The organism is Saccharibacillus endophyticus (assembly GCF_013185185.1).
GTDB lineage: Bacteria > Bacillota > Bacilli > Paenibacillales > Paenibacillaceae > Saccharibacillus > Saccharibacillus endophyticus.
On the sequence record NZ_JAAZWE010000002.1, the window covers coordinates 403799 to 417431 of the forward strand.

The window sequence follows — 13633 nt, forward strand, 5'->3', positions numbered from 1 at the left end:
CCGTGTCTGTCCGGCGCGCCTGCTCAGTTCGGCTTGGTGCTCCCGCCGAGCTCGCTAAGCAAATACCGGTTCACCCGATCCGCAAAGTGCTCCAAAGCGGCAGGCAGCTCCATCGTCAACGGGTGCAGGGCTTTACGATCCCATTCGTAGTAATCCTGCACCAACGGACGACGCAACCTGACCAGTCGCAGCAGCATCTCGTGCAGCTCGTCGTCGATCACGGTCTCCCCGTGAATAATGTCTATAATGTCCTCGTAACTGCCTGCATCCCGCATGATGAATCCGTCGATCAGATAGCTTCCGATATCCGTGACGGCTTCCAATGCCAGATGCAAAGCGCGCTCTTGCGCAAGTCCTTGAAGGAGCGTTCCCTCCCACTGCGCGGCGACCAGACGCATCGCTTCGATCGTCTGCGGCAGCGACAGCAGACGCTTCTCGATCTGTTCCCGATTGACGTAATACAATGCCGGTTCCTCCTGTGCATCCGCTGCGGCCGATGTTTCGCAAGCCGCACGGTTCCTGGATTTTCGCGTTTCGTCTTTTTGCGATATAGGGCAATCGCGCAAACCGATATCAGATTTCGTAGTCCACAGCGTACGAGACTTCTTTGACGCCGTTGATGTATTCGATGATCTTCTGATGTTCCGGATGCGCCTGATAGCCTTGCAGATCATCCAGCGTCTCTACGGTAGCCGTCAGCGCGATATCGTAAGAGCGCTCCGTGCGCAGGATATCCGTTCCGATCTCCAGCGATTTGAGCTGCTCGATCTTGCCTTCCATGCTGCGCAAAACGTCTGCCGCCTCCGCTACGCTTTCCGCCGAACGGTTTTTCAATTTAAAAAAGACGATATGTTTAATCATCGTATTCATCTCCCCTACCGTTGAATTGACCTTCAAAAAAGCTCATAAAGAAACTATATCATAAGGAGAGCGGTTACAGCCAAAATCGAACACGGCGATTTAGCGAAAATGCGTCGTCCTTTGTCAAAGTCAGCGCAAAGAAAAAGACCGTTTGCCGTGATTCCGACAAACGGTCCTTCTCCGCTCAAGCCAAGTGTTTTCCTTAACGATTAACGCGAACGACGAAAACGAATTGCAGCACCGGATACCATCAGCAGCAAGCCTGCGTACAAGAACATCGTGTCGCTGCCGGCTTCTCCCGTTTGAGGCAGTTCGGAAACGCCGGTCCAATTCATCGAAGCCGCAGAGTTCGCTGTATCCGTTTTCGCAGCGTCCATCGAAACTTCCGCGGTTGGCGTCGCTGCGATCGTTACGGGACGTTCTCCGATATCGGCCGTCGCTGCCTCCGCTGTTACAATCGTTCCATCCGTCACGCCGCGGTTCTCATCCATTTCCGGTGACAATGCATCAAACTCGTCACCTTCGGATGCTGTAGCTGTCGTAACGTTGTTTCCAAGCGATTCTCCGTCTTCATCGTCAGCAGGCAGCGCACTTGGCGTGTTGCCCGAAGACGCGATTACGGTTCCCGGTACGGATGCTGCGACCACGCCGTCAACCGTGATTCCGCTGTCGTTACCACCCGTGCCTGGGTTCGGCGTCGTACCGCCGTCGTTACCGCCCGTGCTTGGGTTAGGTGTCGTACCGCCGTCGTTACCGCCTGTTCCCGGGTTTGGTGTCGTACCGCCGTCGTTACCGCCTGTTCCCGGGTTTGGTGTCGTACCGCCGTCGTTACCGCCTGTTCCTGGGTTAGGTGTCGTACCGCCGTCGTTACCGCCTGTTCCTGGGTTAGGCGTTGTTCCACCATCATCGTCCCCACCGTTACCCGGGTTTGGCGTAGTGCCGCCGTCATCGTCTCCGTTACCCGGATTCGGAGTCGTTCCTCCGTTATTTCCTCCCGGTACTGCTGGAGTAAATGTAGAGCTTTCCAGCACCGACACCTGAACGCCCGGCAGAATGCCGTTCAAGTTCAGATCGAGCAGCGAGGAATTGTTGGACGTTCCATCTCCGTTCACGGAATCATTGTTGCCCAGAACCGTCAGTCCGACGTCGTTACCGAGCAGATCGTCGAGATTCAGGTTCAGCAGAGAATCGGAATTGCTTTGCGTTGCCGGATTCGTCGTACCAGAGTTCGCGTTGTTGGACTCGTTTTCCAGCACGCCCAGATGAATATTGTCGCCCAAAACTTCGTTAAGGTCTACGTTCAACAGGGAATCGTAGCTGTTGTTCGTCGTTGTCGGGTTCGATCCATTGGTTGCGCCCGAATTCGTGTTAGTTGCTTCATTTTCCAATACGCCGACATGAACGGTATCGCCCAGCACTTCGTCGAGGTTCACGTTAACGAGTGAACTCGATTCCGTGTTGGTTGTAGCGGCTGGCGTTCCTGGCGCTGTACCGGAAGTCGTGTTGGATTCTTCATTTTCCAATACGCCGACGTGAACGGTATCGCCCAGCACTTCGTCAAGGTTCACATTGACCAGCGAACTCGATTCACTGCTTGTCGAAGCGGCTGGCGTTCCTGGCGCGGCACCGGAGGTTGTGTTGGATTCTTCGTTTTCCAATACGCCGACGTGAACGGTATCGCCCAGCACTTCGTCGAGGTTCACATTGACCAGTGAACTCGATTCACTGCTTGTCGAAGCGGCTGGCGTTCCTGTCGTTATACCGGAAGTTGCGTTAGATTCTTCGTTCTCCAGTACGCCGACTTGGACACTTTCGCCCAACACTTCATCGAGGTTTACATTAACGAGTGAACTCGATTCCGTATTTGTTGTAGCGGCTGGCGTTCCTGTCGTTGCACCGGAGATTGTGTTGGATTCTTCGTTCTCCAGTACGCCGACCTGAACATTTTCGCCCAACACTTCATCGAGGTTCACGTTAACGAGTGAACTCGATTCCGTGCTCGTTGCAGCGGCTGGCGTTCCCGTTGCCGCACCCGAAGTTGTGTTCGATTCTTCGTTCTCCAGTACGCCGACATGCACATCATCGCCCAGCACTCCGCCAAGATCTACGTTGACCAGCGCATCGTAATTCGTTGCCGCACCATTGCTTCCAGCGTTGCTTGTCTCACTCGGCAATACGTCGACTTGCAGCGTATCACCGAGCAGGCCGTCGGCGTTGAGGTTCAGCAGCGAACGGCTTTCCGTCTGAGGCGCGCCGCTGTCGGTCGTCGTAACGTCCGCAGCCGATGCGGCTCCTTGAGCCAATACGAGCGTGACTGCCGCAAATCCTGTTGTCATCAGTGCTTTTACCGTCTTTTTCATTAGTTATCGCTCCCTTTTATTTTTTTGATTTTTACGTCAAAAAGGGAGCTTGCTTCGGTGGTGAAAAAGGCGGCGCGTTGATCCATTGACTGCCTTCCGTATCTGATGTTGCTTTCAAACGATATAACGGGTCCGAGACTGTCGGCATGAAGCCGGCGTACAGCTGCGCGATCGGAGGCTGAGGCCCCGCAAATCCCGAGCCGCCTTGCGACGGTCCCGAAGCGCCGCGTGTCGGCGAGCCTTCGCTTAGCAATCCCGGTACGACCGGTGCTTGCGGCTGACGGCCTTCGCGCGGTGCAAGAGGCGCTGCCTGCTTGTCCTTCGGCTCTGCAAGTTCTGCGGAAGAAGTCGCGGAAGGCGTGTTGTTCTCGCGAATCGGAGCAGCTTCCCCGTCTCGCGAAGACGTATCTGCCGCTTTTTCATTCGGGAATACGCCGAATACCTCTACGGCAGACAGATCGGGTAATCGCTCCGAAGTCATATCTGCCGGCTGTGCATCCAACGAAAGTTCTTCGGCATCATCCCGTCCGTAACCCGCAATCGATACGGATTGATTCGGTTCAGTCGAGGGTTCCTCGGTCAAGGAAGGCTGATTCTCCGGTAAATCGGGGATCAGCACCTCTCCGGCGACAATACGTTGAGCTTCCTGAACGTGCACAGCCTGTCCGGCTACCTCGGAAGGATTCACTGTGGTGCGTCCTTCGTCCGATGCTCCGGTTCTACCCGAAGATTCGGTCGTCGTTGAGATAGGCGCCGTCGTCTCCGTTCCTGTCGTTGGCGCTGACGGATGTTGTCCGCTTCCCGGCTCCTGACCGTTCCCCTTACCCGGCTCTTTATCCGGTTGCGAAGGCGTCGGAGTCTGTGTTCCGGGGTTAGTCGGAACAATCGGAACCGTAGGCAAGCTTGGTGTGCCGCCTCCCTTTCCCGGCCGGGTGATCGGCTTCACCGTTTCTTTCACGGTATCTGCCACCGTCTCGACGACCTCGCCTACCGTATTGCCGGCCCCTTCCGTTACAGGTCCGACACTTTCCACGATGCTTCCGACATTTTCCGTCGTGTTCTTGACCGTCTGTTCGACTGCTTTGACGGTCTGCCCCGTTTCTTCCAGTAATGTGCCTACAGGATCGGCAGCCTTGCCGTTTAATGCTCCTGTCACTTGAGGAACCGTGTTCAGCGGAATGTCAACGGTTTCATTAACGATGATATTCGCGTCTTTCACTACTTGTTCCACGGTATTGACCACACTGCCTGCACTGTCTGTTGTTGGAGTCGTAACCGGTTCAAGCAGCCCTCCGGTCGCTTTTCCCGCAACATCCAACGTATCTTGGACCGCTTGCTGCGTCTGATTTAAGGTTCCGCTTACCGTTTGCTCCAGCGCGCTTGTCGCGCCGCTTACTTTCTGATTGACCGAATCGGATACGCCGCCGACCGTTTGATCGACGACATCAACCGCTCCTTTAAGCACATTGTCCAGAAGTCCCGGGGCAAATTTGGCCTCGGCAGAATGGGTCTGGAAGACCAGTATCCATGATGCCGCCAAGACGATTGCCAGCATTCGTTTTTTCACTGATTCACCTCCTTTCTGCTTTCGACATTTCCTGATTTCGACCCAATTCGACCTTTTTATTGCAAAGTGTCCAACTGTGTCTACTTCTTTTTTACCATACATTTTTTGTGCCGAAACTCATTTTTGAGCAAAAAGTAAAAAGATCCCATATGTGAAAAATGAACAACTCGCTCTTTATCCGGCTTCCTTGCTTTAAAATTTTTTTTGTTATTTTCGGAGTGGCATGCAAAAAAAGAGCCGTCTTCCCGAAGGAAAACGGCTCTGCTTTATTTCATGATATACAAGTACTCGGCTTACTCGGATTTTTCCTCGTCGCCTACGCGCTCCGGTGCCACTTCCGGTTCAGCAGCAGCTTCCGGCTCTTCCATAACCTGCGGAACGATGACGGATGCGATGACTTCTTCTTCGGAAGACAACAGTTTGACTTTATCCGACAGATGAAGATCCGCCGCCGTCAATTTGTCGCCGATTTCCAAGTTCGAAACGTCGACTTCCAACGAGCTCGGCAGGTCGTCGGGCAACGCTTCGATTTCCAGCTCAGTCGATTGAATTTGGAGAATTCCGCCTTCTTTCGTGCCTTTCGCTTCGCCTTGATAATCGATGGCGATCGTCGCGCGAACCGTCGTGTTTTTGTCGATTTGCAGGAAATCCGCATGCACGATCCGTCCGTTGATCCGTTGAACGTCTTTGATCATGACTTGAGTCGAAGAACCGTCTTTGATTTTCAACGAGAAGATGTCCGCGCCGCCGCGTTGAACGTGGCGAAGCAAATCTTTGGCATCGACGTGAACCGGAATGCCGTCCGCTTTCTTGCCGTATACGACAGCCGGAACGCGTCCGCTTTCGCGCAGAACTCTGATATCGGAACGTTTAAAACCGCTTCTTTTTTCAGCTTCAAGTGCTTTACTCATGATTACTCGACCTCCTCGGAATTGGACAAACCGACGATTAGGAAAGAACTGGGATACCGGCCTGGCCGGGCTTTCCGTCGTCTTCACGTTATTCTATTACCCCGCAGACGCTAACTTGTATCACCCGCCCGGAATCGCCGGCAACAAGTTCGCTCAATCCGCGGTTTCTCCCGCGCCCGAAACCAGGTGCGGAGCCAGGTAAGGAGCGGTGCGGCTGTCTTTGCTCGTCGATACTTCATGCGGCGTTCCCGCCGCCACGATCTTTCCGCCTTGAGCCGCCGCTCCGGGTCCCAGATCGATGATCCAATCGGACTGCGCGGCGATCCGCATATTGTGTTCCACCATGATGACCGCATGCCCGGCTTCCGCCAACGCGTCCAAATGGCGCAGCAGCCGGTCCGCGTCGACCGGATGCAGGCCGTTGGTCGGTTCGTCCAGCAAGTAGACCGCGCGGCCGCGCTGCGCGCGCTGAAGCTCGGAAGCCAGCTTGATGCGCTGCGACTCGCCGCCCGACAATTCGGTCGCCGGTTGTCCGAGCTTCAGATAGCCGAGTCCCAGATCCAGCAGCACCGATAGCGGACGGGAGATCGACTGCTGCTGCGCGAAAATCCCGGCCGCTTCTTCCACGGTGAGCCCTAACACGTCGGCAACGGTCAGGCCGTTCCATTTCACCTCGAGCGTCTCCGCGTTATAACGCGCCCCTCCGCATTCCGGGCAAGGCACGTACAGGCTCGACAAAAACATCAGCTCGATCTGGACGAAACCTTGTCCTTCGCAGTTCGGACAGCGTCCCGCCGCCACGTTGAACGAAAAGCGGCCCGCTTTGTATCCTCGCTCCCGCGACAACGGCGCGTCCGCGAACAGCTTGCGTACATGGTCGAACAATCCGGTGTAAGTCGCCAAGTTCGAGCGCGGCGTCCGTCCGATCGGCTTCTGATCGATTCGCACCAGGCGGCGAAGCGAATCCAAATCGCCCGAGACTTGCCCGGATACCTGCCGGCCTTGGTTTTCTTCCTCTTCTTCTTCCTCTTCTTCTTCCGGATCGTTCGGAAGATCGCCCAGGCGCGAAGACAGCAGCGCCGGAAGCGCCGTCGATACGAGGCTCGATTTGCCCGAACCGGATACGCCGGTCACCGCCGTCAGGCAGCCGAGCGGAATATCGACGTCCAATTCGTTCAGATTGTTAAAAGAAAGCTGCCGGATCTTCAACCAGCCTTCAGGCTGCCGCGTCTCCCTGAGCACCGAAGGAGCTTCCGCGAACAAGTATCGGCGGGTGATCGATTCTTCGACCGATTCCAGACCTTCGGGCGGTCCGCTGTACAAGACCCGTCCTCCCCGTTCGCCCGCTTCCGGTCCGATATCGACCAACCATTCGGCATGCTTGATCACGTCGAGGTTATGCTCGACGACGAGTACCGAATTGCCCGCGTCCCGCAGCGCGGCGAGCGATTCCAGCAGCGCTTCGCCGTCGGCGGGATGCAGGCCTGCCGACGGCTCGTCCAGCACGTAAGCGACGCCGAACAGCTTGGAGATCAGCTGCGTCGCCAAACGCAGGCGCTGAAGCTCGCCCGACGACAGCGTAGGCGCCGGACGATCCAGCGACAAGTGGCCGACGCCGATCGCGATCAGCCGTTCCAGCCGGCTCGATACGTCGTCGACCAGACGTTTGGCGACCTGCGCTTTTTCGGTTTCGCGTTCGGGACCTTCGGCGCTTTTCCTTTTCTTTGAATCCGCGCGATGCAAGCGAACGCCTTCTTCCAGCTTTTCCCGAAGCTCCGCGACCGGCAAGCGGAACAAGTCCGCGATATCCAGTCCGGCGAACGTCACGGAGAGCGCTTCGCGTTTCAAACGTTTGCCTTCGCACGCGGGACAAGGACGGACTGCCAGATACGGTTCCAACCGCTGTCTGCGTCCCGGCGTATCGGCAGAGGCGTACATATTAAGCAGTTGACGCCGGGCGCCGGTATAGTTGCCCATGTAGTCGGGACGTCGTCCGGAACGGACGGCTTCCCGGATTTCCTCGTAACTCAGATCGGGAAAGACCGGCGCCGAAGGCTTTTCTTCGGTGAACAGGATCCAGTCGCGGTCTTTTTGCGGGAGGTCTTTCCACGGTTTGTCCACGTCGTACCCGAGCGAGATCAGAATGTCGCGCAAGTTCTGTCCATGCCAGGCTCCCGGCCAAGCCGCGATCGCGCGCTGCCGGATGCTGAGTCCGGGATCCGGCACCATCGATTCTTCGGTCGCGTCGTAAATCCGTCCGAGTCCCTGACATTCCGGGCAAGCGCCTTGCGGCGTATTGGGCGAAAAGTCTTCGGCGTACAGCACGCCTTGGCCGTCCGGGTAATCGCCGGCCCGCGCGTAGAGCATGCGAAGCACGTTGGACACGGCGGTCAAGCTGCCTACGGTCGAGCGTTCCTGCGGCACGCTCCGCTGCTGCTGAAGCCCGACCGCCGGAGGCAGTCCTTCGATGCTTTCGACCTGCGGCGCGCCCGCCTGCTGAATCAATCTTCGCGCATACGGTGCGACCGATTCCAGATAGCGCCGCTGCGCTTCGGCATACAGGGTGCCGAAAGCGAGCGACGACTTGCCTGAACCGGACACGCCGGTAAAAACGACCAGCGAATCGCGCGGAAGATCGAGATCGGCATGTTTTAAGTTGTTTTCGTTCGCCCCGCGCACGCGGATCATGCCGTCGGATTCGCGTCGGCGCTCGGAGCGTGAAGAGAAAAAGTCGGCATTCATGATCAAGACCCCCTTTTGCGGATTTTCGTTCTCGGACAAGATCGGCAACCGATCCTGTCCTGATACGTTTACCGCATTCGGAAGTGCTTAAATCAGTTGGGCGCTTTCCGACCGCTCGAAACTGCCGAAACCTTTTCGAACACAAAAAAGACCGGCTTCAGGCCGCAGCAAGGCTTGAAGACAGTCTCCCCTGACATGAAAAACTAGACGTTCCCTCCGGCATTGAACGCATTCGCCTCGTTACCGATCGATTTCTCCGTGCTTCCCGCATTCAGCACTACCGGCAGTCCCGTCTCCGCACTTTCATAAAAAGCATCCACGACCTCCGCGAAATACAAGCCATGCTCCGCCGGAGCAATCAGGTTTTGCTTTTCATCCTTGATGCAATCGACAAAATGACGGAATTCTCCGGTCAATTGCAGAAACGGGTTGATTTTAAGCTTGGGCTTCATATCGAGACAAATTCCGTTGTGTTCCCCGAACAAATTCAAGGTCCCGTTGATCAGAGTAGCCCCGCCTTTGGTTCCCATCAGTTCCACGTAGAACCGCTCTTCTTCGATGTTCGCGGCCCAACTGAAATCGAGTGCCAGGCTTGCCCCGTTTTCCAAAGCGATATAGCCGTGCGCAGCATCTTCGACGTCGAAAATGCCATTCTCGATCCCGGTATAGCCATGCCGATTCCGCGTTCCGGTCTGCATGAAGTTCTGGTAAATTCGCCCCGCTGCATACGAGACTTTCGGCATGCCCATGAAATACAGCGCCAGATCGATATAATGCGCTCCGAGATCGATCAACACGCCGCCTCCGGCGCGGGCTTTGTCCGTGAACCATGTGCCGCGCCCCGGTATGCCGCTGCGACGCACCCAACCGGCTTTGGCGCTGTAGATATGGCCGAGATTGCCGTCGTCGATCCACTTTTTCAAATAGATCGCTTCGTTCGTAAAACGGTTGTTCAGACCGATCATGACCTGCTTGCCGGAACGGTTTCTCGCTTCCACGATATGCCGGGCTTCCTCCGCATGCAGACTCAGAGGCTTCTCGCAGTGCACGTTCACGCCATGAGACAATGCATATTCCGTAATCTCGGCGTGCAAAAAGTTGGGCGTGACGACGCTGACGATATCCGGTCGCTCCGCTTGTATCATTTCTTTGTAATCGCTATAGACATTCGGTACGTTGTGCCGAGCCGCCATCGCGGATGCCTTGTCGATATCGACATCGCAGATCGCCACGACTTCGATATCATGCAGTTCCTTGTAGCCGTGGATATGCTTTTTCTCGGCGTTGCCTCCGGCTCCGATCAAGGCATACTTCAACTTGTCCATGCTGGTTGTCCCCCTTTTTCAAACGATGCAATAGGATTCGTTTACGGTTGCAGCAGCAGCTTGCGGAAGTAATCGGCCGAATAATCGATGCCTGCTGCTGCCAGCTCGTCCGGCAAAGCCGATTTGCGCGGTTCGATGCTAAGTCCGGCGTTATATCCCGTGCTTCTTAGCACTGCCAGGAATGAAGGCCAATCCGTCTGATCCATTCCTGCCGGCGGCTCGTCGACTTTTACTCCGTTCACCAACAGCGACCCCTTGAGATGAACGTGATAGAAACGATGTCCCCAATCCAACGCCTCCTGCAAATAATCTCCCCCGAAAAAGCGGGCATGCGACGGATCGAACTTGATGCCCAGCTCCGGCAGATGGCCGTGCACGATTTTCCAGACGTCCGGCTTGTTCACGAAATTCACTTTGCGGCAATTATAGGTGGAAACGTTCACGTTTTTGTCTTGCGCGTAATCGAGCAGCTTGCCGAAAAATCGGATCGCCGCGGTGCAATTCGCATAAAAAGACAGCTCTTCGACGTAATTGCAGCCCACGACGAAACTGTGGCATTCCAGCGCGGAAGCGATATCGATGAGTTTGCGGCAACGATCCAACTCTTCCGCAAGGATCTCTCCGTTCTTATCGATCCGCTCCGACTTCCAGCGTCCGATCGAACCGATCTCGATCCCGTACTGCTTGCTCCACTGCGCAATCTGTTCCCGACGATCGCAGAACGCGTCCACGTCGTCTCCTTCGTTCACGCAAAACTCCAGGAAGCTAAGCCCTCTGCGCTTGGCTTCGACGAAGCTGCGTTCTTCAACTGTCGCAATAATTCCCAATTTCATAGCTGGCGACTCCTTTTCATTCCGGTTTGTCTATTTCTACCCTATCAAAAACGGATTCCCGAAGGAATCCGTTTTTGCGACACTTTTGCAGTCTGTTATTGCGCCTGTCTTTCGAATACGATTCTTTTGCCGAGAAAAACAAAAATCCCCTGAACCGTCCTAAGACGAATTCAAGGGATTTTTATTCAATGATGCGGTCGAGAGGACTCGAACCTCCACGGGGGTAAGCCCACACGGACCTGAACCGTGCGCGTCTGCCAATTCCGCCACGACCGCATATCATGCAGCGGACAAAATGTCCTGCCCAAATAATATAACACGGCGAGCAGGCAAAGCGCAAGCCCTTTTGGCAAAAAGTTGTTCGTCGAATCTACCGATCCCTTTTAGCGAGTATTCGTACATCCAACTTTCATCGCTTCAATGGCGATGCGGAATCTCGCTCGATCAACTTCGGCACATATAAGAACTCTCCCGTATCTTCGCTCGGCGCGCCCGCTTCATTTTCGATCATCGCGATTAACCGCCTGGCCGCTTCCCGCCCCAATTCTTCTTTCGGATGCGTAAGCGTCGTCAGCGGAACTCCTGCCGCCAGCGCAAGTGCCGAATCATCGAATCCGACAATCGACAACTCGCCGGGCACGGACACTCCCATCTCGCGAGCCGTGTTCAAGAGCGGAACGGCCAACGCATCGTTGTAAGCAAATAATGCGGTCGGGCGATCCGTAGAGGCTAGCAGCTCGCGCAGCTTTTTCACTGGCAGCTCGCTCTTCTGCGACGTCGTATAGGTGACTACATGCTCCGGATCTAACGGAATTCCGGCTTCGCGGTGGGCATGCATGAATCCTTTCAAACGGTTAACCCCCTGCAGATCGTCCGTTTTGAAAAAGCCGACGATACGGCGATGTCCTTGCTTAATCAGGTAACGCGCGGCCGTAAGTCCACCCTGCTCGTCATCTACTCTCAAACAAGGTACTTCCAGCTCGCGGTAACGCTCGTTAATCATCAGGAACGGCAAATTCTTCGACTGCATCGACAGGTAAAACGGAAGATTCGGATTGCCTTCGGCGCTCTTGGTCGGCTCGATGATCAGCCCGCTTAACGGCTCGCTCAGCATCAGGCGCAAACACTCCATCTCTTTTTCCTTGTCATTGTCCGTACTCGCCAGCAGCAATCGATACCCCCGACTGCGCAGCTCCGCTTCGGCTCCCCTTACAATATGAGGAAAAATATAATCCGAGATATACGTTGTTACGATCCCGATCGTGCGCGGCTGCATCGCTTCTGCGCGAACAGCGGCATGTCGGACAAACGTTCCTTTTCCCTGCACCCGCTCAAGCAAGCCCTGGCGTTCCAACTCGGAAAAGGCTTGACGGACGGTTTGCCGACTGAGCGAAAATTGCTCGGCTATCTCGTTTTCGGACGGAACCTGACTGCCGGGAGAAAGCTTTCCGCTTTCGATCCGGCTCAACAGTTCGTTTTTTAACAGGATATATTTAGGAAGCCGCTTGCTCATTGGATTTCACCTCGGTCTATGATTGACGATCACGGTTCAAACTAAAAAGAGAGCGGTTTCATTTACGAATATGCAGAATGAAGTTGTACATACATTTAAGATAAATATGTATTTTTACGAAAGGGTACGTACAAGAAAATCTTAATTGCGGTTCACTTAAAATGCAAGCTAAAATTCCCCTTTCCATAACGGTTTACACTCGGTATACCCCATCTCGTCAAGCAGCGTCCACGCATTTTCGATTAACTTCGTCTGCCCGATCTGCCATAGCTCCGGTCGTCGCCGCTGCAAATGGGCAATGATCTCCGCAATAGATCGAGGTCTTCCCAAGTGAATATTGGCGGACTCTCCGTTTTGCCGCGCCGAGATTTCATAAAACGTCCAAGAGGTATGAGGATCTTCGTCAGGCGGAAAAGCCGGGAAGACCAGCACGAGTTTGGTATTCTTTTGTTCTTTCGGCGAAAGATACAGCGTAAATCGGGCGCCGCCCGCATGCCAATACACGAAGGCTCGATCTCCGACCACAATCGTTCTGCGCGTTGTTTTCATTTCCTCTCTTCTCCTTCCTCCAGCCATTCTCTGAGGATCGTGTTGAAACATTCCGGTTGCGCCAAAGGAATGCCGTGTCCGACGCCGGGCAAAATCTTTTTTTGCGCTTTTCGATGTACCGACACGAGCTGCTCCGCCGACTTATGCATGACTCTTTTTTCCTTTTCGCCCACCGTGACGAGAACGCGAGCGTCGGAACGCGAGAATCCTGCCGGCAACCGATAGGTCAAGCTTTGCCGCAATATGCCGATCAGAGCATCCGGGCTGCTTTTTAAACTATGTGCGTAATACGTTTCGAATTGCCCGGGCGGAATATGCAAAGCTTTGGCTTGAAGAGCCGAAAAGCGTCGATTGCGAATCAGCGGAAAACTGCAACGAACCACGGGACCGATCATTCTGCCGGCAAAAGGAATCGGAGCAACCGAAGCGCTATTGATCATGGCTCCGTGCAGCAGATGCGGACTGTCGTTCATCATTTGAATCACGATCTGCGCTCCAAGCGAAAAACCGACCGCGTAAATGGGGCGGCCTGCGCCTTTTCGCCCCGCCAGATCGATCAACTGCCGCGCGCTTCGTTCAATAGCGAAACCCGGCTTTTCTTTCGGATCTTCCGATTCCTTAAGTTCCGGCACTAAGCAATGATATTGTTGAAAAGACTTTACCTGACGATCCCACATCCAACCGCCTACCCCGCCGCCGTGCACGAATATCAATAAAGGAGCATTCGGATCGCCCGACTCCGTATACGTCCATTTCATTAAAACCCACCTTTCCAACAGCATCTTTGGCATTGACTCGGTACTTTTTTTATTGATTTTAACACATCTTTATTACGATCAAGACTACGTAGGCAAGCATCCAAAATAATTGTGACAATTTTAAGTGAATAATTTCACATTTGATGTGACTACAATCACCAACCCCTTGAATTTTAATTAATTATAATGAGAATGTAAGTTAGATCAAATTTGA

The 13633-nt window shown here is 54.6% G+C and carries 11 protein-coding genes and 1 tRNA gene; all 12 read right to left on the reverse strand.

The genetic code is table 11. The annotated features are described in order from the left end of the window. Positions 1-23: 23 nt before the first annotated feature. The 12 genes from HRQ63_RS07780 to HRQ63_RS07835 all read right to left on the reverse strand — a co-directional run bounded on the left by HRQ63_RS07780 (position 24) and on the right by HRQ63_RS07835 (position 13419). Positions 24-464: a DUF86 domain-containing protein gene (locus HRQ63_RS07780; RefSeq protein ID WP_172241548.1), complete on the reverse strand. Its 441-nt coding sequence runs from the start codon at positions 462-464 to the stop codon at positions 24-26. A 109-nt stretch (positions 465-573) separates the two neighbouring features. Continuing rightward, positions 574-861, reverse strand: coding sequence for a Dabb family protein (locus tag HRQ63_RS07785; RefSeq protein WP_172241551.1), 288 nt, complete (start codon positions 859-861; stop codon positions 574-576). Between the two features lie 209 nt (positions 862-1070). Further along, the gene (locus HRQ63_RS07790; protein ID WP_172241554.1) at positions 1071-3221 is read right to left on the reverse strand and encodes an LPXTG cell wall anchor domain-containing protein; all 2151 of its coding nucleotides are present in this window, start codon (positions 3219-3221) and stop codon (positions 1071-1073) included. 31 nt (positions 3222-3252) lie between these two features. Then, on the reverse strand, positions 3253-4788 hold the full coding sequence (locus HRQ63_RS07795) for a hypothetical protein (protein WP_172241556.1): 1536 nt from the start codon (positions 4786-4788) through the stop codon (positions 3253-3255). Between the two features lie 293 nt (positions 4789-5081). Further along, complete coding sequence (locus HRQ63_RS07800) at positions 5082-5699, reverse strand: 50S ribosomal protein L25 (protein ID WP_172241558.1); 618 nt, start codon at positions 5697-5699, stop codon at positions 5082-5084. A gap of 153 nt (positions 5700-5852) precedes the next feature. Continuing rightward, the gene (locus HRQ63_RS07805; RefSeq protein ID WP_172241560.1) at positions 5853-8441 is read right to left on the reverse strand and encodes an excinuclease ABC subunit UvrA; all 2589 of its coding nucleotides are present in this window, start codon (positions 8439-8441) and stop codon (positions 5853-5855) included. A 203-nt stretch (positions 8442-8644) separates the two neighbouring features. Next, positions 8645-9766: a Gfo/Idh/MocA family protein gene (locus tag HRQ63_RS07810; RefSeq protein ID WP_172241562.1), complete on the reverse strand. Its 1122-nt coding sequence runs from the start codon at positions 9764-9766 to the stop codon at positions 8645-8647. A 41-nt stretch (positions 9767-9807) separates the two neighbouring features. Next, positions 9808-10599 carry a sugar phosphate isomerase/epimerase family protein gene (locus HRQ63_RS07815; protein ID WP_172241564.1) on the reverse strand — a complete coding sequence of 264 codons (792 nt, stop codon included), beginning with the start codon at positions 10597-10599 and terminating at the stop codon, positions 9808-9810. A gap of 192 nt (positions 10600-10791) precedes the next feature. Next, positions 10792-10875: transfer RNA gene (locus HRQ63_RS07820), tRNA-Leu, on the reverse strand. 133 nt (positions 10876-11008) lie between these two features. Next, positions 11009-12112, reverse strand: a complete 1104-nt coding sequence (locus HRQ63_RS07825) for a GntR family transcriptional regulator (protein WP_172241566.1) — start codon at positions 12110-12112, stop codon at positions 11009-11011. A gap of 168 nt (positions 12113-12280) precedes the next feature. Continuing rightward, positions 12281-12661 (reverse strand): hypothetical protein, encoded by a 381-nt coding sequence (locus HRQ63_RS07830; RefSeq protein ID WP_172241568.1) that lies wholly within the window; start codon positions 12659-12661, stop codon positions 12281-12283. Next, positions 12658-13419 (reverse strand): alpha/beta fold hydrolase, encoded by a 762-nt coding sequence (locus HRQ63_RS07835; RefSeq protein WP_172241571.1) that lies wholly within the window; start codon positions 13417-13419, stop codon positions 12658-12660. The genes HRQ63_RS07830 and HRQ63_RS07835 overlap by 4 nt, the downstream gene beginning before the upstream one ends. Between the last annotated feature and the right edge of the window lie 214 nt (positions 13420-13633).

Coding starts and splice junctions, on each gene's coding strand:
- HRQ63_RS07785 (WP_172241551.1), bottom strand. CDS start 861: ATGATTAAACATATCGTCTTTTTTAAATTGAAAAACCGTTCGGCGGAA.
- HRQ63_RS07790 (WP_172241554.1), bottom strand. CDS start 3,221: ATGAAAAAGACGGTAAAAGCACTGATGACAACAGGATTTGCGGCAGTC.
- HRQ63_RS07800 (WP_172241558.1), bottom strand. CDS start 5,699: ATGAGTAAAGCACTTGAAGCTGAAAAAAGAAGCGGTTTTAAACGTTCC.
- HRQ63_RS07805 (WP_172241560.1), bottom strand. CDS start 8,441: ATGAATGCCGACTTTTTCTCTTCACGCTCCGAGCGCCGACGCGAATCC.
- HRQ63_RS07810 (WP_172241562.1), bottom strand. CDS start 9,766: ATGGACAAGTTGAAGTATGCCTTGATCGGAGCCGGAGGCAACGCCGAG.
- HRQ63_RS07815 (WP_172241564.1), bottom strand. CDS start 10,599: ATGAAATTGGGAATTATTGCGACAGTTGAAGAACGCAGCTTCGTCGAA.
- HRQ63_RS07825 (WP_172241566.1), bottom strand. CDS start 12,112: ATGAGCAAGCGGCTTCCTAAATATATCCTGTTAAAAAACGAACTGTTG.
- HRQ63_RS07830 (WP_172241568.1), bottom strand. CDS start 12,661: ATGAAAACAACGCGCAGAACGATTGTGGTCGGAGATCGAGCCTTCGTG.
- HRQ63_RS07835 (WP_172241571.1), bottom strand. CDS start 13,419: ATGAAATGGACGTATACGGAGTCGGGCGATCCGAATGCTCCTTTATTG.